Here is a 22,022-nt window from a genome sequence, read left to right as displayed (position 1 = left end):
CGTGCGGCGGGATAACCGTGCGGCGGGATAGACGACGGGCCGCCCCGCCCAATCAAGGGGGCGGGACGGCCGTACGGTTCAGGCGTTTTATGCCTTGGCTACGCTAATGCTCAGCTCGGCTGCTTCGCTCAGCTGCAGGGACACGGCGAGGGTTTCGCCGGTCACCAGTGCTTCGTTGGTGCGCAGAGCTGCCAGAGTTTCCTCCGGTGCCGCGATGCTCAGGTTGATGCGGTCCGCAACGTTCAGGTCGGCGTCCTTACGTGCCTGCTGAATAGCGCGGATGGTGTCGCGGGCGATACCCTCGGCAACCAGCTCGTCGGTCAGCTCAATGTTGAGGACCAGGAAGCCGCCGGGCAGAACCGCAGCCGCAGTGTGCTCAGCACCCTCAGCGTCAGCGGCAACCACGGTTGCCAGCTCGTATTCGCCTTCTTCCAGAGCCAGGCCGCCGTCCAGAGCTGCCACGCCGACCAGGACGGTACCGTCCTCGGTCACGGTCCAGTCACCGGACTTGGATGCCTTAATGGCAACCTGCACCTGCTTGCCCAGGCGCGGACCTGCCGCACGTGCGTTGACCTTCAGCTGCTGGGAGATGCCGTAGTCAGCGGGGTCGACGGTATCGGCGCTGACCAGCTCCACCTGGCGCAGGTTCAGCTCGTCCTCGACGATGTTCGCGAAGTACTCCGCGCCCTTCTCACCGAAAGCGGTACCCAGGGCTGCGAACTGCTCGGGTGCGATCGCCACGGTCATCTTCTGCAGCGGCTGGCGCACGCGGATCTTCTTTTCCTTGCGCAGTGCCGAACCGGCGGAGCAGACCTCACGCACGGTCTGCATGAGAGCCAGCAGGTCGGACTCGTCAGCGAAAGCGGATGCCTCGGGCCAGTCAGCCAGGTGCACGGAGCGTTCACCGGTGAGGCCGCGGTAGATTTCCTCGCTGCTGAGCGGCAGCAGGGACGCGGCGACCTTCGACACGGTCACCAGTGCGGTGTAGAGGGTGTCGAATGCGTCGGTGTCTTCGTTGAAGAAGCGCTCGCGGGAGCGGCGCACGTACCAGTTGGTCAGTGCGTCGGCGTACTGGCGCAGGGATTCGCAGGCGTTCCAGATGTCGTAGGAGTCCATCGCTGCGGTGACCTGCTCGATGAGTTCGCGGGTCTTGCCGAGGATGAAGCGATCCATCACGTGCTGCGAGTCGTACTTGAGCTTTGCGCTGTAGCCTTCGCCGTTGTTGGCGGCGTTAGCGTACAGGGCGAAGAAGTGGTAGACGTTCCACAGCGGCAGCATGACCTGGCGAACACCCTCGCGGATGCCCTGTTCGGTCACGATCAGGTTGCCGCCGCGCAGGATCGGGGAGGACATCAGGAACCAGCGCATTGCGTCGGAGCCGTCGCGGTCGAGGACCTCGGAGACGTCCGGGTAGTTACGCAGGGACTTGGACATCTTCTGACCGTCCGAGCCGAGCACAATACCGTGGCTGATGACGTTCTTGAACGCGGGGCGGTCGAAGAGCGCGGTCGCCAGCACGTGCAGCACGTAGAACCAGCCGCGGGTCTGACCGATGTACTCGACGATGAAGTCTGCCGGGTAGTGGTTCTCGAACCATTCCTGGTTCTCGAAGGGGTAGTGCACCTGTGCGTAGGGCATGGAGCCGGAGTCGAACCAGACGTCGAGCACGTCTTCCACGCGGCGCATGGTGGACTTGCCGGTCGGGTCGTCCGGGTTCGGGCGGGTCAGCTCGTCAATGTACGGGCGGTGCAGGTCGGGTTCGCCGTCCTTGTTCAGGGGCAGACGGCCGAAGTCTGCCTTGAGCTCTTCGAGGGAGCCGTACACGTCCATGCGCGGGTAGTTCGGGTCGTCCGAAACCCACACGGGGATCGGGGATCCCCAGAAGCGGTTACGGGAGATGGACCAGTCGCGTGCGTTCTCAACCCATTTGCCGAACTGGCCGTACTTCACGTTTTCCGGGATCCAGTTAATCTGCTTGTTCAGCTCGTACATGCGGTCCTTGAAGTCGGTGACCTTCACGTACCAGGAGGTGATTGCACGGTAGATGAGCGGGGTGCGGCAGCGCCAGCAGTGCGGGTAGGAGTGCACGTAGGACTTCTCGCGGATCAGCACATCGTCTGCCTTGAGAGCGTTGATGATGGTGCGGTTCGCGTCGAATGCCTGCACGCCTGCAATCTCAGCCAGGGCGGTGGAGCCGGAGGCGGTAGGCTCGGCGAAGAGGTTCAGGAACTTTGCGCCTTCGTCGAGGGAGAGGATCACGGGGATGCCGTAGCCTTCACAGACCTTCTGGTCGTCTTCACCGTAGGCGGGTGCCTGGTGGACGATGCCGGTACCGTCACCGGTGGTGACGTAGTCGGCGACGAGGATCTGCCAGGAGGTTTCGGTGCCCCACTTTTCGGCGTCTGCGAAGTAGTCCCAGAGCGGGGTGTAGCGCACGTGCTCGAGCTGGGAGCCGGTGTAGCGTGCGGTGACGGCTGCGTCTGCGTCCTTTTCGGGCTGGTCGCCTTCGTAGCCGAGGTCCTTGGCGTAGGAGCCGAGCAGGTCGGAGGCGATTAGGAAGGAGCGGCCCTCGAACTTGCCTGCGCCGGGTACGACGGAGTATTCAATCTCGGGTCCGACGGCGAGCGCCTGGTTGGTGGGCAGGGTCCAGGGGGTGGTGGTCCATGCGAGTGCTTCGACGCCGTCGAGTTCTGCGGCGACCTTCTCGTCAGCACCGAGGGCGGTGTCTGCGGTGAGGCGGAATGCGACGGTGACGGTCTGGTCCTGGCGGTCCTTGTACACGTCGTCGTCCATGCGCAGCTCGTGGTTGGAGAGGGGGGTCTCGTCCTTCCAGCAGTAGGGCAGCACGCGGAAGCCCTGGTAGGTCAGGCCCTTGTCGTAGAGGCGCTTGAACGCCCAGATGACGGACTCCATGTACTCGACGTTCAGGGTCTTGTAGTCGTTTTCGAAGTCGACCCAGCGTGCCTGGCGGGTGACGTACTTTTCCCACTCGTTGGTGTACTTGAGCACGGATGCGCGGGCAGCGTCGTTGAAGTTGTCGATGCCCATTTCGAGGATTTCGCGCTTGTCGGTCATGCCGAGCTGCTTCATTGCCTCGAGTTCTGCGGGCAGGCCGTGGGTGTCCCAGCCGAAGCGGCGTTCTACCTTGTGGCCGCGCTGGGTCTGGTAGCGTGCGACGAGGTCCTTGGCGTAGCCGGTGAGCAGGTGGCCGTAGTGGGGCAGGCCGTTAGCGAAGGGAGGGCCGTCGTAGAAGACGAATTCGTTTTCTCCGTTTTCGCCTGCGGGGCGGTTCTCGACGGATGCGGAGAAGGTGTTGTCCTTCTTCCAGTAGTCGAGGACTGCCTCTTCGAGTGCGGGGAACTTGGGCGATGCGGTGACGCCGCTTCCTGCGGCTTCGAAGGCGCTCGCCTTGGGGTATACATGGGACATGTGTTTGTGCGCCCTTATCTGTTGTTCTCAACGCTGAGAGGTTGGGGCGACAGGGTACGTAGCACTCGTCGTCCCACCGTTTCAGTGGGTGAGGATTGACATGACGGGTGCAAGGACGCCTGGGCATCGCTGACGTATCCGGGCTGTGCCGGGGGTCGGGATGCGGCGCGGTACCACCTTGCTTACTGATTTAACAGCTCAACGCACCGAACCCTCCCGGGGCTAGCGGGGTGTCGCGTGTCCGCGATACCTAGCCACCGGAAGAGCGGCGCGTTGGGCGGGTATCAGTCGCTTATTACAGCTATATCGGGCTTAACCGTCCGGTTCTACTGGGACTACATCTCTTCCGCTAAGACACCCTCGCCGCAGCGATTGGCGGGTGCCCGCAGGTGCGGTCCGTTCTTCCGAATTGCTCGCCGGTGATGGCCGGGTCGTTGCAAACACTAATAGTTTATGTGGCTTTTGTGTCTGTATGCAACCCCGCGGGGTGTGGGTTTGAACAGTACTTTTCAGATGTGCCGATGCCGGGGGCGTAAAACAGAATGGTTCTTCGTTCGGCGATATTTAGAGCGAGTAGGGGGTTTAAGGGGTCTTGCCTCACCCTGCACTCGGGCGTGTTTAAGGATGTATGTTTTTACATTCCTTGCGTGTTGCTTTAAGTGGGTTTCGATTTTTTCAAGGGAACCTGCGGGATTGCAGTCAGTGCAACCACAAGATATGGGGTGAACACCGATGTAATTCCACTAGATATTCACCCCTGCATGTTTTCACCCCCTCAATATCCCGTGTGGGAACCGGTTTTTCTGAATGATTCAGCAATGCATAGCGGGTGAATAGAGTGCATATTTGGGAATTGTCGAGCAGGTTTCCCCTTATTGAATCGGGCATTTCTTCTGAACTGCTGAAGGCCTCCTTGCCACCAGAAGGTTGAGCCAACCACTCTCCCCTCCCCTATCTTTCGCAAATACCGGGACGAGGCTCTTTCATTTTTCAGGCCATATATATGATTGAAATCACTTAATTTAACGTGCGCGCCACCTCTCGCCGAAGCACCCATCTCCATCAAATAGCTCCCCATCAACAGAGCATAGTCGCAATACTTTACGGTGATTGATATCTTGAGTGATCCATAGACTCACAGAGATTACTAAGGTGTATTTTCGTGCATTTTGAATTCAAAGTAGTCTAAAATGAATCGTGCAACACATCAATGATGATTCGATAGCATCTACCCTCTCACCGGAGTGTGAACATAGCAGTCTCAAAGATGAGTTCACCGCGTATCCGTTCGCTCCACCAGCAGCATGTACGCGCCCGAGGTCACTTCCGGATGTGGACTGAAACCGCGGCATTTGCCTGAAGTTTTACCCCCTTTCACGACCTCACCCAACACGCCATACAACCACGCGCCCGCCGCCGGGTGCCCCGAGCCCGCCTCGGGAATAATCAAGGAGTTCACCGATGCTCTCACCCTCTTCGAGCACCCGTTCCGCCGTTTCCCGCCTTATGAGCCGCCGTACCCTGCTGCTCGGTGGCGCGGTTTCCCTCATGGCCGGTTGCGCCTCCGATATTCGCCCGCTGAGCGAAGAAGCAAAAGCTAAGGTAGGCTCCCCCACCCCGTCCGCGAGCGCTTCCGCTTCTGCATCTAGTTCGCCGTCTGCTACCGCTACTTCCTCGGCGAGCGCTTCGGCAAGTGCCAAGAGCAGCTCGTCCAGCGCGGCACGCGTACCCGTATCTGAGGACGCACTCGTTGAGGGTTGGGAAAAGTACCCCGGCCCTCTGAAGCTGACCGGCGAATACATGGGCGAGTACCAGCCCGCAACGGATTCTTCCCCTGCGAAGAACGTACCTAAGCCCCTCAAGACCGTTCCGCACCGTGAAGAACCGACCTTCCAGGGCGCCTACGAGACGTTGCGTGCCTACTACAGTGCTCAAATCACCGCGCTCAAGGATGGCCACTATGCAGATCAGGCGATTGAGCTGACCTACCCGGCAGACAAGAGCGCCATCGACGAGGTTAAAGCAGTCAAGGAACTGTATGAGCAGAACGGCTGGTACATGGACTTCACGTGCAGCATTTCCATGCGGAATACGGAGCCTCGAACCGCCCTGAAGAACGGTGACGGCTACGTAGAAATCATGATGGACGCCAAGTATTCTGCCACCGCCATCCATCAGCCGGACGGCACCGAACGCAAGATACCGGCGATTACTCAGGTAGCCATTCCGCACGTGATGCTCTACACCGAGGGTAAGTGGTGGCGAATCGGCAACGATTATCTGAACGAGCGTCTGAATGGCGGCAAGGGCTCTTCCGACTCTTCTGGCTCCGGAGGTTCCAGTTCTGCCGGTTCTAGCGGTTCTTCGTCCTCGGGTCGCGGCTCCACTAAGGTCTAAATCCGCAGGGGTCTAATACCCTAGTCGAGAGCAGCCCGTCTCATCAATTCCATATGCACTAGCCCAAAGTCGAGGAGGCGCACCCCCCTGCACCTCACCGACTTTGGGTTATTGTGCCTTAAAGACAATGTCCAGGGTTTTTTGACGAAGTTTTAAAACCAGTCTTCTATAGTAAGAAGTGGATACTTCGTATCGCCGCAGTTCACGCTCCGGCACACCTGTATCCCGGTACCCCCCCCCCCCTGTACCGCGCACCATACAAAAACGATGAGGCGGATCCTTTCGTACGCATCACAGCGTTGTGAAGCGAGCTACCTCGATCAACCACTTTCAGGAGATACCATGTCCTTCCGGCCGAGTGCACACACCAGCTTCTCTGCTAACGACCGAAACGGATTGACCCGCCGCACCGTTCTTTTTGGCGGTCTGACCGCCGGTGCTTTGACTCTAGCAGGATGCGCCTTCAACAAGGATATTCGCCCCACCGGTAGCGGCGACACTTTCTCCGGCTCCCCGAGCGCCTCCGCCTCCCCCTCTGCGTCGGCTTCGCCTTCTGAGTCTGTCTCGGCTTCGGCATCCGCTTCGTCTTCGTCCTCGTCAAGCCGTAGTAGCGCGAAGATTATTCCGTCCGACGAGTTCTTGAAGGACTATAAGAAGTACATTGGCGACGTCAAGTACGAGTACAAGCCCGCCATTGCGCACTATGTTGAGCCGACCGACACCTCCCCCGCGAAGAACGTTCCGATCCCGGTCATTGATACGGTGGCTCAGCGTACCGTCAGTCTCGAGGGCGCCTACAAGACTCTGGCTGCTTACCAGAGCGCGTACATTGCCGCGATGTACAACGGCGACCTGCAGTACCTCAAGGGTCTGGTCCACGGCGCTGACAGCGGTCTGGTCAACAATCTGAAGGCTATTGCTAAGCTCTACGCTGCGGGTGGTTGGACTAAGGACTACGAGAGTAAGCTGAGCATCCGTGACGATCTCGATGCGAAGGCTCTTGCCTCTTCCGATTTGGCTGTTGTGGCGTTCCCCTGCCGGGATGTTGTCAAGGAGTACACCATCTACCAGAAGGGCACGGGTGAGCCTCAGAAGGCAAGCACCCTGGATGTCGTGATTTACGTGGTGTACGCCGAGGGCAAGTGGCGCGTGACCAGCCGCGAGTACTTTGTGTCGGAGTACAGCGACCGATTCCGCAAGGTCTTTGAGGGCCCCTCCTCATCGGCTTCGGCAAGCAAGTCCAGCGGTGGCGGCTCCGGCAGCTCCGGTGGCTCTAGCTCCGGTAGCAGTAGCGATTTCAAGGTCTAGGCTCTGAGATTCTAAGCTCCAAGATTAGGATTTGAGCGCAGCGCCCCTGATGAAAGCGGGGCGGGTATCAACTGATACCCGCCCCGCTTTCGTATGTTTTTGTGCCGCGGCGTTCCGGCGCAGCAATATAACCCGGCACAGCAACAGCCCCGCTCCTCGGCAACTAGGAAAACCAAGGATGCGGGGCTGTGCAATACTATCTAGCGCACCGCCTCTAGGAGGTGGAACGCTCACGCAGACGCTCGTGAACCTCGCTCACAAAGCGGTTCTGATCATCGCGAGCATAATGCACGACCTCACCGATGACGGTAATAGCCGGCGCCCTAACCGATGCGCAATCTGCCTGAGCGTTCTCAAGGGTCGTGACAGTCACGCGCTCCTTCTCAGAGAAACCGTTCTCAATGGTTGCCAGCGGCGTGTCAGCCTCAATCCCACGAGAGAGCAGAGACGCCACCGTATCGGGCAGGGTACGAACGCCCATCAGCAGCACCACGGTGCCCTGGGCGCGCAGGGTCGCCTCAACCGCCGACACTTCGGTCTCCGACAGGCCGGAGTGACCAGAAATGACGGTGAAAATCGAGGATACCTTACGCAGGGTCACCGGAATCGCCGCACGCGCAGGGACCGCGATGGCGCTGGTAATGCCGGGGATAACCTCAGCCTCCAGGCCTGCGGCGATGCACGCATCCAGCTCTTCAGCACCGCGACCGTACACGTACGGGTCGCCACCCTTCAAACGCACCACGGTCTTACCCGAAAGCGCGTAATCAATCATGAGCTGCTGAATGCGGGACTGCGGAACAGCGTGCTTACCGGGAACCTTGCCCACATCAACAATGAGGGCGTTCGGCGCGTACTCACCGTACTCCTGCGGGGCGAGGTGATCCAGAAGAACCACGTCCGCCTCACTCAGGGCACGTGCCGCACGCAGGGTCAGCAGGTCAGCGGCACCGGGGCCGCCACCCACAATGTAGACCTTGCCGGGGTTCTCAGCAGGCTCGCCGGGCAGAAGGATGCCGCGTTCCGTCACGCTATCGTCCAGGGTGTGCCCGGGCGCCCCGCCCGCGAGGATTTCGTCAATAGTGGCGAACTCGCGGGGCGGGAACGGAGGAATCTTCGGGCACATACTACGCTGCCGGGACCGGGTTGAGGTCACTGGGCTTGCCCACGGGAATCTTGGCACCGGTCAGCAGGACGGTGTTGGACTCGCCAGCTTCTGCCGCCGCAATTTCCTCGGGGGTTGCGGGGCGAATCTGCTCGCGCTCCAGCACGTACAGGTGCGAACCCTCGTCGCTGCCGTTGGGCTCGTTGATGAAGGCACGGAAGCGGCGCAGGCGGCGCTCGTCGCGCAGGGTTGCCGCCCACTCGTCCTCGTAGGAGTCAACGTGACGCTGCATGTCGCGCTCCAGATCCTCGCACACGCCCAGGGAGTCCTCAATGAGGACGGACTGCAGGTGTGCCAGACCGTCGCCGTGCTCCTCATCCAGATCCTCGAGCCAGCGAGCGGTACGCTGCAGCTTGTCTGCGGTACGGATGTAGTACATCAGGTAGCGGTCAATGTAGCGGATGATGTCCTCGCTGGAGGCGTCCTTGACGAAGAGGCGACCGTGAGCGGGGTTCGCACCACCGTTACCGCCCAGGTACAGGTTCCAGCCGTTGGTGGTTGCAATCAGACCAACGTCCTTACCCTGCGCCTCAGCACATTCACGGTTACAGCCGGAAACACCGAACTTGAACTTGTGCGGGGAACGCAGGCCGCGGTAACGGTTCTCGAGCTGGACTGCCATGCCGGTAGAGTCCTGAACACCGAAGCGGCACCAGGTCGAACCCATGCAGGACTTCACGTTACGCAGGGACTTACCGTATGCCTGACCGGACTCGAAGCCGGCATCCACCAGACGCTCCCAAATGTAGGGCAGCTGCTCCAGGCGAGCACCGAACATACCGATACGCTGTGCACCGGTGATCTTCACGTACAGACCGAACTCTTCAGCGACCTCTGCGATGACACCCAGCTTCTTAGCGGGAATCTCACCTGCGGGAATACGCGGAACGACGGAGTAGGTACCGTTCTTCTGCATGTTCGCCAGCGCACGGTCGTTGGTCTCCTGAATACCACCGCGGCCTGCGTCCAGGACGTAGGAGTTGCGGAAGGAGGAGAGAATCGACGCAACGGTCGGCTTACAGATAGCACAGCCGTCGCCACCGCGACCGAAGCGTGCCAGCACGGAGTCGAAGTCGTCCAGGCTGGTCAGGCGCACAGCTTCAGCCAGCTCAGCACGGGAGAAGTCGAAGTGCTCACACAGTGCCTTGGAGACGGTCAGACCCATCTTCTTCATCTGCTGTTCCAAAGTCTTCTGCAGCATCGGAACACAGGAACCACACTGGGTACCCGCGGTGGTGCAGGACTTCAGGGACGCAACATCGTGGTTGCCGTCAACGATTGCCTCGCGGACAGCACCGAAGCTGATGTTGTTGCAGGAACACAGGATTGCGTCGTCGGGCAGTTCGGTGTCGGGGATGCCGTCGCCGCCGCCAGCTGCGGTCAGGTAAACGTTCGGCTCAGCGGGCAGCTCGCGGCCAAGCAGGGGCTTGAGGGAGTCGAAGGGAGCGGTGTCACCGACGAACACGCCACCGAGCAGGGTCTTTGCGTCGCCGCTGGTCACGATCTTCTGGTACATGCCGCGTGCGGGGTCTGCGAACAGAACCTCGAGGCAACCCTCGGTGGTGCCGCGGCGGTCACCGAAGCCAGCGACCTGAACGCCAGAGAACTTCAGCTTGGTTGCGATGTCGAACTCTTCAACCTGAGCTTCTTCGTTGTCGTTGAGCAGGTTAGCTGCAACAGCGTCAGCCATAGCGTTAGCCGGTGCGACCAGACCCCAGGTGCGGCCCAGTACGCAGGCGACCTCACCGATAGCCCAAATGTGCTCGTCGGAGGAGTGGCATGCGTCGTTGACGAGAATACCGCCGCGCTCGCCCAGTGCCAGGTCGGCGTCGCGTGCCAGCTCGTCGTTGGGGCGAATACCGGCACCGAAGACCACCATGTCGGCGGGCAGGGTGCGGATTTCTGCATCCTCGGAGGGAGAATCTGCGATGGAGACGGAGACGACGTTGCCGTCAGCATCCTTGTTGATGCCGGAGATGTACACGCCGGTCTCAATCTCAATGCCAGTTGCCTTAATCTGGGCGTTCACGGCGTAACCGCCACCCTGGTCAACCTCAACGGAAAGCAGCCAGGGAGCCACATCCAGAATGGTGGGCTCTGCGCCCAGGTCCTTCAGACCCTCAGCTGCTTCGAGGCCGAGCAGACCGCCACCGACGACGATACCGCGGGGTGCGCGGCCCAGGGTGGACTGCAGACGGTTGACCTCGGAGACCATGTTCTTCACGTCGTCAATGGTGCGGAAGACGTGTGCGGCGTCCGAGTTAAGAATGGGGATACGAACCGCGCGGGAACCGGTCGCGAAGACCAGCACGTCGTAGGGGTACTCGTTGCCCTCGGTGTCGGTGACGACGCGGCGGGTGCGGTCAAGCTTCTCTGCGTGGCAGTTGTTGACCAGGTTGATGTTCTCTGCATTCCACAGTTCGGGGTCACCGAGGGTCAGGTCCTTCTCGGTGTCCTTGAAAATCTTCTCGATAGCAACGCGGTCGTAGGGGATGTAGGGCTCGTCGTTGAGGACGGTGATGGTGTCCGCCGCGCGACCGGCAGCTTCAGCGCCTTCGTGGTACGCGCGTACAAAACGCCACGCAGCGGGGCCTGCGCCGACAACGAGAATGTTGCGGGGAGTGTGCGACATGGATTTTCCTTCCTAGTTGTAATGCAGGTAGTTCATGGCGCTTATCTACCCTCAGTGTGCGGCTGGATCGTGCCCGGCGTTGGAACTCCTAGTTTCCGTACCGTTGGGCTCGTACCTGATGCGTACCGAGTAGTTGGAGCGCCCGCTTCTTTAGAATGCATCTGAAAATTACGAAACATTTTTGTGTGGGATTATGTTGTTTTCTTCAGGCAGTCAAAAGGCGTTTTAAACTACGACTTTTATCGTACACTCTAGCGCGGGGTCGAAGCGTCGAAAATCCGTATTTTTTGGGAAAATTTTCCAAAAAATCCGCGGAATACCGGGCTGGAATAGGGTATTCTTACCTTATCTAAACCTAATTTAGGTAAGGCTAATCTATGAAATTTGAGATCATCTTTTAGGGTAAAAATAACCTTTAGCACCCTCCGCGTGCCCCATTTCCAAATGTGGGTTTCATAAGGTAAACTCCAAACAAAGAACACACGAACCGCTATTGTGTCCTGCACCCCGCGCGGCGCAGACCACCACTTCGAAAGGAAACCCCCATGGCTGAGAACTGGGTACGCATCTGCGCCGAATCTGACCTCGAAGAAAACTGGGGTGAAGTCGCCCTGGTCGACGGCTACCAGTACGCCATCTACAAGACCAAGCACGGCATCTTCGCCGGCGACCACCTCGACCCGCACAGCCAGGCACTGGTCCTCGCACGCGGCATCGTCGGCGAGAAGAACGGCAACCCCACCATCACCTCCCCCCTCTACAAGGAGGTCTACGACCTGACCACCGGTGAGTGCGTCTCCGACCCCTCCTACTCCATCAAGGTCTACCCCGTAGAGGTCCGCGACGGCGACGTCTACCTCAAGACTGCCTAAGCACTCAGCTACTTCAGCTACATACAAAAAACCTCGGGAGAATCACCTCCCGAGGTTTTTTGTATGGATTTTCAGAAGCCCCTCATCAGGTGAGTGAACAGCGAGCGCACTAGCCTGATTTTAAGTCATCTAGGCGGCATCCAGCTGGGCAATAGCGGCATCCATGCGGTCAATAAAGCACTCCGCCACCACGGCAGCAGAAGCACCACCCTGCGCGTTCACCAGCGGCGCGGCAACCTTCACCGGCACACCGGTCGACTCAGCATCACGGCGCATCTTACCGGAGAAGAAACCATCCGCCAGCAGGTAAGTCGCGGCAAACTTAGGCTGATGTTCGGCAACGACCTCGTGGAACTTTGGATCGATAGCGGCAATAAAGCCGTGATGTACCGGAGCGTTCAGCTCGTCAGCCAGCAGCTCAGCGGCACGCTCCATATCGGCACGACCATCGGCGCGGGAAGAACCAGCGGCACCCTGCACCACAGGGCCGTCGCCGGGAGTCCAACCAGCCTCTTCCAGGCGGGCGCGGGTCAGAGCGGCAAGACGTGCATCCGGTCCCAGAGACTCGCCAATACTAATACGCTCAATACCGCTATTGCGTGCGGCACGACGCAAATCCACCTGAGTGTGGAAGCCGGTCGACAGCAGAATCGGCACGATCACGCAGGGCTCATCATTGGGCAGAGAGGCTGCGGCATCATCAACGCTGGGAGATTCCACATCCACATATGCGGCGTGGACACGGTACTCCACACCGTCATTACGCTGGGCAAGCAGGAACTTGATCTGCTCACGAATCAGCGTGATAGCTTCACGACCGGCGACCGAGTCAGTGCCGTGCGAAGTTGCGATTACATTCAGAATAGTCATATTTCCATTGTATGAAAGGAACACCCCGCTCCCCCACTCATGAACACGAGTGGCGAAGCGGGGTGTTGCACGAAGGCTAAATTTTAGCTCTTGCGGCGGCGAGCCACGACCAGTGCGGTACCCGCAGCCAGGGTGATAGCACCAGCTGCTGCGGCGAACATAGCGCCGGATGCGCCGGTCTGTGCCAGCTTGGAGGAGGAGCTACCGGAGGTCGAGGAACCACCTGCGGAAGAACCACCGTTAGAGGAACCGCCATTGGAGCCGCTCACACCCAAGTTGTCGGAGGCACCGGAACCAGCATCAGAACCGCCGTTGGAGCCACCCTTGTGGCCGGCTGCGTTCTGGTCTGCAGTGCTGCTCTCAGAAGCGGAAGCGCTCGCGGATGCAGACTCGCTTGCGGACATACTCGAAGAAGCAGACGCACTAGCCGATGCGGTCACCGATGCGCTGCTGGAGCTGCTTGCGGAGCTCGACGCGCTCACAGACGCGCTCGAAGAAGCAGACGCGCTAGCGGACGCCGATGCAGACGCGCTCACCGAGGGGGTCACGGCGGGAACGCTCGGAACTGCGGTCGGGGAAGCGCTCACCGATGCGCTCGGGGTTGCAGAAGCACTCGGGGCTACAGAAGGTGCCACGGATGCGGTCGGCAGAGACGGCGAGGTGGGCTCCTCCGAAGGCACTGCGGTGGGTTCTGCAGTCTTGGTGGGCTCAGCAGTCGGTTCTGCAGTCTTGGTGGGCTCAGCCGTTACCGAAGGCTCCACAGTGGGTTCTGCAGTTGCCGAGGGCTCTGCGGTCGCAGTGGGCTCAGCAGAAGGCGCGACGGTCGGTGCAACAGTCGGCTCAGCGGTGGGAGCAACAGTCGGCGCGACGGTAGGCTCAGCAGAGGGTGCCTCGGTGGGCGCGACAGTCGGCTCAGCAGGCTTAGTGGGCTCAACGCTCGGCTCTGCAGTAGGAGCAACGGTCGGCTCGGGTGCCTTAGTCGGCTCAGCAGTCGGTGCCACGGTCGGAGCTACGGTGGGAGCAACGGTAGGCTCAGCAGACTTAGTGGGCTCGGGAGCCGGGGTCGGTGCCGAGTTCGCTGCCAGGCGGTTCAGCCACAGCTGATCCTCGTAGGTGTTCGGGTTCTCGAAGCTGGTCGGGTAGATAATATCGCCGTTGGGCAGTTCGAGAGCGTTGTAGCCGCCGCTCTTGTCGGTCTTGCGCATCGAGGAGAGCACCACCTCGTTCACCTTGTTCAGGGTCTCATCCATGAACACCAGGCGGGAGCCGGATGCGTCCACCACAACCACGTTACCCGCGCGGGTCAGGAACATGGTGGCAACCTCGGTCTTCTCGAAGCCCTCAAGAGTTGCGGACTCGCGGACCACGCTGAAAGTGCCGTTCTCGTACTTGAGGATCTGCACCTTACCGCCGTACCAGTTGTTCCAACGGTAAATGTAGCCCTTGGGGCTGACCAGGGTCGAGGGCAGGGCGGTGTCGTAGCCTGCGGGTGAAGAGTTCGGCACCAGGGACACGCCGTTGCTGCTCATGTGCAGCAGGTGACCCTTCTGAACCACCTTTTCGCCGGCCGCATCGTAGATGGAAGTCGACGGCGCGTACACGAAGCTGCCGTCGGGCAGCGGTGCGAGGGTCACGGTGTTGTTGGAGAACGAGTCGCCGTAGTACTCGTCGAGCGAGTAGGCGTTCACAACCTGCGGGTCGATAGAGTCGGGCTTCGGCAGAGCCTGCGAGGTTGCCTTGCCGGATGCGTCAATGATGGTGAGCTTGCCGCCGCCCTGGCCGTCAATGCTGACGATACCCCAGGTGTTGTTGGCGGGGTTGTAGCCGATTGCCTTGACGGTGGTGGTGCCGAGGTCTGCGTTGGAGTAGGTGCCGGAGGAGACGAGCTTACCTTCAGCGGTTACGGTGTACAGCTCGGGCTTGTTGGTCTCGCTGTTGATGACGAGCATGCGGTTGCCGTCAGCATCCACCGCGAAAACGCCCTTGTTGGCCTTCAGTACGCCGGTGTCGGTCATCTTCAGGTTGGAGCTGGTCAGCACGGTGTAGGTGGTGTCGCCGCCGAAGCTCGGGGGTGCCACGTGCACGATGTGGTTCTGGCCCAGACGTGCGGTGTTCTGGGGCAGGTTCACGCCCGCACCGGTGTTGTAAGACTCAGCGACGCTGTAGGCGCTCTTGGGGGTGCTAGCTGCGCTGCCGGTGTAGGAGATGCTCAGCGGGTCGAGGCTGGCGCCTTCGTTGTAGAAGTCGGAGAAGGCGTGGTTACCGTCGGCGGTCAGGTTCGCGGAGATGCCGCTGATGCTGACCACGCCATCCTTCTCGCTCTGCTTGGCGGTGCCGGTGCTCAGGGTCGCCATCTTGACTTCCATGGGGCCCTCGAACTTGCCGGAGGCGTAGTTCTTGGTGCGCACGGTCATGTAGAGGGAGCCGGTGCCGTCAGCAAGGTTCAGTTCCACGCGGGGGTTGGAGAAGGTGAGGTTCAGGGCGCAACCGGTTTCGGGGTCCTGGCCTTCGGCGCAGTGGCCGGTGAACCAGAGGCGGCCGGCAGCCTGCAGGGTGACCTGCTTACCGTCTTCAGAGACGGTGGTGGAGGTCGGGGTGAAGGTGAACTGCTTTGCAGCTGCGTCCCAGGCTGCGCCGTCGGTCATTTCGCGGGGCATACCGTTGTAGGACAGGAAGGAGGCGCGCACGCCCCAGCCGAAGGACGCGCCTGCAGTTGCCTGGTCGCCTGCTGCGACGTTCTGTGCGGCAACGTTCTGGGCAGCGATATTAATGTTCTCGGCGAGAACGGGTGCCAAGGGCAGGGCGACAGCGCCAGCGACGGCGAGGGCGCAGGCTCCCTTGGAGAGGCGGGTGCCAGATGTGAAAATCTTCATTGGTGTGCATCCATACTATCGATATTGTTAGGACAGGCTTACTATATCGACAGTGTGTATATTTCTCAAGATATGCACCAAATGAGCCGTTTTATGACAAAACATCTCACAACACACCGACAGAGCAATACCCCCTCAACAGGCACCAGGGGCCGCCACTACCCCAACCCCTACGCGACTAATCCTTCTTCGAAGCGTGCATACGTGACATACCCAAAGCACCCAGAATCAGACCGCCACCCAGGGTCACCAAAATCGGCAGAAGCGGCGAGCTCTTATCCATGGTGCGGGTAATCTGCGCCTCCGTTGCCTTCACACCATTCGGCGATCCGGGATCAGTACGAACCTGAGAGGAAGAACCGTTCAGAATCGCGGCACGGCGAGACTGAGCCGCCGAATCGGTACCCGAGGGCAAATTAGACTCGGGGGTCGCCACCTCAACAGGCTGCGCCTCCCCGGTGCGGTACCCCAGCGCCGAGGAAGACGCGGTGGCAGGGCTACCGGCAGCGCGCGGAATAGAAATCGTGGCGTCATTAGTACCCGGAGCCATAGCGGTATCAGCCTGAATACCGCGGGTCTTAGACGTAGAACCCGCAGCGGGTGCCTTCGCGCCGGATGCGTTCGCAGTCTCAGAGGCAGTCGAAGGAGAGGCGGAAGAAGCCGCAACCGGCTTCCCCTCACTCTTAGACGAAGGACCGGACGATGATCCGCCACCCTCAGAGGATGCCTGAGTCACCGTAAAACGCACCGTATTGAGCTGAAGGTTACCGTCACCGGCAGCATCAAAAGCCGCCACCAGGTACGTCTTACCAATCTGTAAGGACGCACCGGGCACACCAATCACCGCTTCGAAAGCGCCCGCAGAAATCGATTCCGGACTAACGTGCACAATGGCGAGCGCGTCACCCACGGTGTTGCCGTTGGAGTCGATTTCCATGACGATCAGGTCGTAACCCTTGTCATTCTGGGGGAAGTTCGTGGCACGGACCGTAACAGGCTTCGTATCATCCCGAGAGTCACCCTGCGAGTCCTGAATGGACAGGTACGCCTTGCCCTTGCGCTGATTCATCGGGTCATACACGCTATTGTCTTCGGAGATAACGTACTGGCCAGAATCCTTGTTCTGCGGGTTGTCTACGGTACGGCGGACCGTGTCAGTAGCGGTAGGCGAAGGCAGGCTCACTGCCCCGGGGCTGGGGGTGGCAGTCTCTTCGGGGGCTCCTCCCTCTTCACGCTCAATGTCGACCGGCGGCTGAGTGGGCTTTACCTTACCGTTGCGCGGGTCAGCAGCCTGGACCAGGCGGTTCCCCTGCTCGGTCACAAAAAATTCGTAGGAGGCGCCGTGGACCGTATCCTCCAGAACGATCACGTACACGACGTTCGAGTCCGTTGCCGGGCTCATCAGGAGGTTCAGCTCCCCTTCCTTGGTTCCTTCAGAGAGGGCCGGGTTCTCCAGAATGGAGCCACCGTACTCACCGGAAGGGGTGTAGAAGTTCACGTCAACTAGAACGCTGGAGGCCTCCAAATCTTCGGGGAAGCCTGTCCAGCGTAGCAGGTAACCATCATCCTTGAGCTGCGCCTTCATGGTGATTGTGGAGGCGGCACCCTGAACCTCCGGGTTCTGTTCAGTTTGATTCGGGGTCGCGTCCAGGGTCGTAGTTTTTTGCACGGCAGAGTGCGTCGTGACGGGCGCTTCCGTTGCGACAGAGGGTACAACAAGCCCGCACTGAAGCCCCGCAACCAAAATGGTTGCGGTGACAATACGGTGCTTCGCTGAATAAATACTCATGCAATGCATCTTTTCATGGTGGAAATGTGCGTGCTACTGCCCGTTCCTCATGTGCCGCGCGGACCCCCGAGTGCGACATGCACCCGGATTCGTCGTACCACACTCCGCTTCATATTTCAGGTGAAGAGGACCTGACAACAGCTCGCATCTATTTATCGGTTATTTCAACCCTATCACGAACCTTAAGGTTCATTCACGCGAGGGTAGAGTTTTTTTGAACACCCTGAATGCACGACTCGCCCCCTGGAATCTGCACCAACAGATAGCGGGGGTGAGTGTTCCTCATGAAACAACGAATATACTATGCGATGCCGTCAAAAAGCACGGATTAGGGGCGTTAGCCGCCGAGGACTCCCCTGCGGTGAGCCAGCCACGCGGCACCAACCACCAGCGCCAAACCGGTGCCTCCAAGAGCCCAGAAAGCTACACCGTGCTGCGCGACCTCTTCACTAGCGGGAGACTCCGCCGAAGCTGCAGCCTTCACGCCATCCTGACGCTCAGCATTCGCGGTGGAGTGCACCTGAGTGGTATTCGAGTTCACCGTAGCTGAACGATTATTAGACTCCGAATGAACCACGGGGGTGAAACCCTTATTTCCGTTACCAGAAGCTGCCGACGCTGCCTTTTCTTCATCCGTCAAAGCATCCAGCTTCGCGGTAGCAGCGATAGATGCCGGATCAGAGCCCGAACTGTACGCCGAAATCTGATTGGTGCGAGTCGGCTCAAAAGCCGAACGCGGAGCCATCGTACGTGCCTGAGCCAAAGCCTGCAGAGCCTGACGCTGACGCTCAGCCTTCGCTTCCTTTGCCTTGGACATGGCGCTCACCGCATCCAGAGTGGAGCGGGGTGCGCTCGCGGCAGACTGACCCGAGCCCGACTGGGTGTCATCAGAACGAGTCGAGACGGCGCTAGTAGCAGCGGAGGGGCTATCCTGAGTGGTACCGGTCGCCTCGGCCGCATTGGTGCTGGACGTGAGCGATGCGTTTGCATCCTGGCGGGGCAGCTCATCCTTCATCAAGGAGGTTGAGTTGCCGGTCGCCTCACCACTGACCTTGAATCGCACCGAGACAACTTCTTCCGCGTACTCAGTATCGTCCGCATGCACCAGGTAGGCGGTGTACACCGAGCCGGTCTTCAGCAGAGAGCCGGGCATGCCGACCTCTTCCTTGAACGCGCCATTCACAATGCGATCAGAGCTGATGTGTGTAATGGACAGCGCATCACCCTTATGGTTGCCACTCATATCGGTTTCAACCACGATTAGGTCGTAGCCAGCCGCATTCGCGGGCAGACGCGCTGCACTGATAGTCACCGGCTTGGTTTCCTTATCAGAGCGAACCTCAGCATAGGCGACCTTCAGTTCCGCAACACTCAGGGTCTGAGTATCGCGAGAAGAGGTCGATCCGCCGGGGACCTGCTCCAGCTTCTGCGTGTGGGTTTCGAGGTTCGGGTTTTCAGCAGACTCGGAAGGCACCTCAGTCTTAACCTTATCCTTGCTACCCTTCTGATCTGCAGCCTGCTGGTTCTTCTGCTCCTCTTCACGGAGCTTTTCCATCATCTTTAGCTCGTCAATGGTCGGCACCTGGTGGGCGTTTTCCTTCTTGTCCACCATCACCTCGTCAGAGTCATCCTCAATCGGGATAGCGTGCGGAACGAGGGAACCCTCAGAAATCATGAATTCGCCATAGCCCGCGTCGGAGGTCGTCAGGTCCATGACGCTCATGGAGTAGTAGCCTTCCTGGGGCATCTGCGGCATCTCAAAGGTGACGAGCATCGAGCCGTCATCAGCACGCTCAACCTGCATTGCGGAGGGCTCGTAGGTGTCAGATCCAAGCAACGTGCCAGTGGCGTCGTAGTACTGCATTACCAGGTACACCCTAGAGGCATCGCCCACGTAGCCGCCCTCATAGAGGGGCGCGAGCTTAATGGTTGCCTGACCGTCCTTGATGGACTGAATCTGAATCTCAATAGTATCGACCTCAATTTCGAGGTCTTCGTAGGGGCAGCTTGAATTAAACTCGCTATTAATCAGAGCCGCCAGGCAATCATTCACGTTAATTGCTTCAGCCTCTACTGCGGAGGCGCCAGGAAGCATAAAAGTGCTTGCACCTAAAGCGGCTGCAAGCGAAAGAGCATGAATGCGTTTCGGAAGTCGAGTGATAGTCATGTGCGCCATTTCGATCGATGTAGGCGCAAAGCCTGGACTAGGGAAGGCTCACCACAAGCCCGGTGTTTCTATCCAAGTATTTGCGCACCAGTACGTCGGTTACACCCTAGCCTAACACGGATATTGCACTTAATGTTGCATTGCATTCATGTGCTAAAACTTTATGTCGCAATAATTACCGAAATAAAAGGGAATTAATTACTTTACTGAGATATAAATAACGCAAAATTCGAATGTCAAAATATATTCTCCAGAGTGCACCAAAAAGAGATTATTACACCGCCCCAAGGCGCACCAGACCACCGCGCAATAGAGTCAAACATCCGGGCACGCAGAAGGCGCCCCACCGAACACGCACCCACACGGCACGCACCCGACAGAGCGCCTCCCACTCAACAACTCCCCTACAGAGAGCCACGCCTCACAGCGCTAAGCGGCAAATAGCTGAACTACTCAGCACCCAGTTCCTCAGCACCCTCAAGGCGGCGACGATACACATTAACCGCAACAGCAGTACCCACAAAGGCAACCGAACCCAGCAGAGCAATACTCAGCGGCAAGGTACCCTCCGGCAGCGGGCCATTATCCTGAGCGCTCGCCTCCAGCTTCGAACCGGCAGAATCACCGCGCGACTTCGAGCTACGCGTATAGAAACTACCCGAACCTGCAGCACCCACATTCTCCTGAGGCGAAGCAACAGTCACCGTCTCCCCCTCAGCAGACTGGTAACCCAACAGGTTCACCACGGTACGCCCCGGCAACATCACCGCATAACCAGACATCACCATCGTCGAAGGAACCACCGCAGTCTCAGCCACAGAACTACGAGCCTGCGCGGTAATCGCACGCGCCGACTGCTGCGCCTGCACAATATAGCCCAGAGCGCTATCCACCGACGGGATCTTAGCAACAGAATCAGTCACCAAATCTTGAGCATCCGCAGAGGCACCTGAAGAATCCACAGTGCTCACGCGACCCGAAGGGGCCGAAGGGCTCACACGCTGATTCGCATCAGAAATCATCGGGATCTGCGGGTGAACAACAGTATTCGTAGGCTTCGGAACCGGATCAACAGGAACCGCACGCTGAATCATGCTCACACCAAATGTACTGGTCGCCATGAGTTGTAGCTCCTCAGTGGAGTTACCACCCACCACAACCACACGGTAGCGCTTACCCGCATTCAAAGAGGTGCCGGAAACCTTCAAATCAGCAGAGAAAGAATCATCAGTCACCTGCTGAGGACTCACATGCGTGGTCGCCAGCGGTGAACCCACGGCACCGCCGTCAGCAGGCATTTCAAAGACCATCACGTCATAGCCCAGGCCACTCTCCGCAACGTTCCTAGCGCGCACGCTAATCGGCTGCAGCTCATCCGATCCGCGCAGCTCTGCGGTAGAAATTTCCAGGGTCGCCTCACGGGTCTCCGCGGGAGCCCGATCGGAGCGGGAGTGCACCAGCAGACGATCCTCGGTCACCTCAGCAGGCGCCACATCATCGGTAGAAGAACTCGCCGAAGCGGACGCACTCGCGGACGCACTTACCGAGGCGCTAGCAGATGCACTCGCAGAAGGACGAGCCGAAACTTTCTGCGATGCAGACGGCGCTTCAGAAGGTACCGGGGCGACCGTCGGGCGCGGGCTATCCTTCGCGGCGCTCGGGGATGCACTGGGGCTCAGGGACACCTCGGGGGCGGGATTCGCCTCCACGCGGTTAGCACGGGGAACGCCAGGGGTGTCAGGGAAGAAAATGTTCTGGCGGCTCGCTAGAATCTCGTCAACGGTCGCACCCTGTTCGGGCATGAACTCAACCGAAATAGCATCCTTGGTGCTCAGGTTCTGCACCTCAACCATGTACGGCTGCTCAACGTTCAGGCGCTGGTGAATACTGACCTCTAGCGCACCCTCATCGTTCAGAGAGGCAGTCATCTGGGAGGCAGGCACGGTCATCGCCGCCACGATACCATCGTCAACGGAAATAGCAACCAGGCGAACCCTCAGATTCTCCAAAGAGGTTACACCGGTCAACGACAGCAGGGTGTAGTCATTGCTCTGAGCAACCAGGTCCAGGGTAATGTCGTGGCTAACCACATCGGTGGCAACGGCGATGGGAAGTTCAGGCTTCGGGGTCTGCTGAGTCTGCGCGTGAGCGGCAGAGGCAAAGGTGGTGGGGGCCAGAGTTGCAGGCGCGACGGAGCCGCCCAAACCGAGGGCGGCAGACGCTACTAGCGCCGCGCCGCGAGCAGTTCGCTGCGTGGAAAACATGGTCACCTATTTTCGTGAGTGAGTGTGATGAATCGTCGTGTGACTCCTGTGCCCAAAGGTCGGAAGTAGGCACAGAATAACGGTTCTCTGATATCGGTGACCGGAGGCGCTTCACAGCGACTCCTCACCTCGGGTGAACGAGGTGGTAAAGAGTGATAGTACCGTCTATGACAGCACTCTAAATTATAGGTATAACCTTAGAAAAAGTTAAAGATGTAGGGACGCCCGAATCTTGCATTTCGGACGTCCCTGCATC

The 22,022-nt window shown here is 59.4% G+C and carries 11 protein-coding genes; 3 read left to right on the top strand and 8 right to left on the bottom strand.

The genetic code is table 11. The features are described 5' to 3' along the window. Positions 1-87: 87 nt before the first annotated feature. The gene (gene ileS / locus HMPREF2928_RS05810; RefSeq protein WP_070615860.1) at positions 88-3,429 is read right to left on the bottom strand and encodes an isoleucine--tRNA ligase; all 3,342 of its coding nucleotides are present in this window, start codon (positions 3,427-3,429) and stop codon (positions 88-90) included. A 1,461-nt stretch (positions 3,430-4,890) separates the two neighbouring features. Between ileS and HMPREF2928_RS05805 the strand changes: the two genes are divergently transcribed. Together HMPREF2928_RS05805 and HMPREF2928_RS05800 are read left to right on the top strand one after the other, a co-directional pair. Further along, positions 4,891-5,826, top strand: a complete 936-nt coding sequence (locus HMPREF2928_RS05805; protein ID WP_070687661.1) for a DUF6318 family protein — start codon at positions 4,891-4,893, stop codon at positions 5,824-5,826. Between the two features lie 342 nt (positions 5,827-6,168). Further along, a complete protein-coding gene (locus tag HMPREF2928_RS05800) occupies positions 6,169-7,134 on the top strand; it encodes a DUF6318 family protein (RefSeq protein ID WP_070629464.1) in 966 nt (321 codons plus the stop codon). Between the two features lie 214 nt (positions 7,135-7,348). On the opposite strand, the gene cobA is transcribed toward HMPREF2928_RS05800, so the two are convergent. Both cobA and nirB read right to left on the bottom strand, forming a co-directional pair. Beyond that, on the bottom strand, positions 7,349-8,260 hold the full coding sequence (gene cobA / locus HMPREF2928_RS05795) for a uroporphyrinogen-III C-methyltransferase (protein ID WP_070629463.1): 912 nt from the start codon (positions 8,258-8,260) through the stop codon (positions 7,349-7,351). 1 nt (position 8,261) lies between these two features. Continuing rightward, positions 8,262-10,931 (bottom strand): nitrite reductase large subunit NirB, encoded by a 2,670-nt coding sequence (gene nirB / locus HMPREF2928_RS05790; protein WP_005509080.1) that lies wholly within the window; start codon positions 10,929-10,931, stop codon positions 8,262-8,264. A 545-nt stretch (positions 10,932-11,476) separates the two neighbouring features. Here nirB and nirD point away from each other — a divergent pair. Continuing rightward, entirely contained in the window at positions 11,477-11,803 is a 327-nt protein-coding gene (gene nirD / locus HMPREF2928_RS05785) for a nitrite reductase small subunit NirD (RefSeq protein ID WP_005505749.1), read from the top strand. Between the two features lie 129 nt (positions 11,804-11,932). Here the strand turns inward: nirD and HMPREF2928_RS05780 are convergent, their stop codons facing one another. From HMPREF2928_RS05780 to HMPREF2928_RS05760, 5 genes are all read right to left on the bottom strand, one after another. After that, positions 11,933-12,673, bottom strand: a complete 741-nt coding sequence (locus HMPREF2928_RS05780; RefSeq protein ID WP_246822811.1) for a sirohydrochlorin chelatase — start codon at positions 12,671-12,673, stop codon at positions 11,933-11,935. A gap of 83 nt (positions 12,674-12,756) precedes the next feature. After that, positions 12,757-15,546, bottom strand: a complete 2,790-nt coding sequence (locus HMPREF2928_RS05775) for an HtaA domain-containing protein (RefSeq protein ID WP_070687659.1) — start codon at positions 15,544-15,546, stop codon at positions 12,757-12,759. 178 nt (positions 15,547-15,724) lie between these two features. Beyond that, positions 15,725-17,215 (bottom strand): enoyl-CoA hydratase, encoded by a 1,491-nt coding sequence (locus HMPREF2928_RS05770; RefSeq protein WP_246823569.1) that lies wholly within the window; start codon positions 17,213-17,215, stop codon positions 15,725-15,727. A 457-nt stretch (positions 17,216-17,672) separates the two neighbouring features. Further along, positions 17,673-19,430 (bottom strand): hypothetical protein, encoded by a 1,758-nt coding sequence (locus tag HMPREF2928_RS05765; RefSeq protein WP_246823568.1) that lies wholly within the window; start codon positions 19,428-19,430, stop codon positions 17,673-17,675. A 521-nt stretch (positions 19,431-19,951) separates the two neighbouring features. After that, positions 19,952-21,766 (bottom strand): propanediol dehydratase, encoded by a 1,815-nt coding sequence (locus HMPREF2928_RS05760; protein WP_070687653.1) that lies wholly within the window; start codon positions 21,764-21,766, stop codon positions 19,952-19,954. Between the last annotated feature and the right edge of the window lie 256 nt (positions 21,767-22,022).

This window comes from Rothia sp. HMSC072B04 (assembly GCF_001813725.1).
GTDB lineage: Bacteria > Actinomycetota > Actinomycetes > Actinomycetales > Micrococcaceae > Rothia > Rothia mucilaginosa.
The sequence above is the reverse complement of the archived record's forward strand: the minus strand, read 5'-3'. Positions and strand labels throughout refer to the sequence as shown.

Bases quoted from the DNA above. Each gene is read 5' to 3' on its own strand.
- ileS (WP_070615860.1), bottom strand. From the start codon at position 3,429: ATGTCCCATGTATACCCCAAGGCGAGCGCCTTCGAAGCCGCAGGAAGC.
- HMPREF2928_RS05805 (WP_070687661.1), top strand. From the start codon at position 4,891: ATGCTCTCACCCTCTTCGAGCACCCGTTCCGCCGTTTCCCGCCTTATG.
- HMPREF2928_RS05800 (WP_070629464.1), top strand. From the start codon at position 6,169: ATGTCCTTCCGGCCGAGTGCACACACCAGCTTCTCTGCTAACGACCGA.
- cobA (WP_070629463.1), bottom strand. From the start codon at position 8,260: ATGTGCCCGAAGATTCCTCCGTTCCCGCCCCGCGAGTTCGCCACTATT.
- nirB (WP_005509080.1), bottom strand. From the start codon at position 10,931: ATGTCGCACACTCCCCGCAACATTCTCGTTGTCGGCGCAGGCCCCGCT.
- nirD (WP_005505749.1), top strand. From the start codon at position 11,477: ATGGCTGAGAACTGGGTACGCATCTGCGCCGAATCTGACCTCGAAGAA.
- HMPREF2928_RS05780 (WP_246822811.1), bottom strand. From the start codon at position 12,673: ATGACTATTCTGAATGTAATCGCAACTTCGCACGGCACTGACTCGGTC.
- HMPREF2928_RS05775 (WP_070687659.1), bottom strand. From the start codon at position 15,546: ATGAAGATTTTCACATCTGGCACCCGCCTCTCCAAGGGAGCCTGCGCC.
- HMPREF2928_RS05765 (WP_246823568.1), bottom strand. From the start codon at position 19,430: ATGCTTCCTGGCGCCTCCGCAGTAGAGGCTGAAGCAATTAACGTGAAT.
- HMPREF2928_RS05760 (WP_070687653.1), bottom strand. From the start codon at position 21,766: ATGTTTTCCACGCAGCGAACTGCTCGCGGCGCGGCGCTAGTAGCGTCT.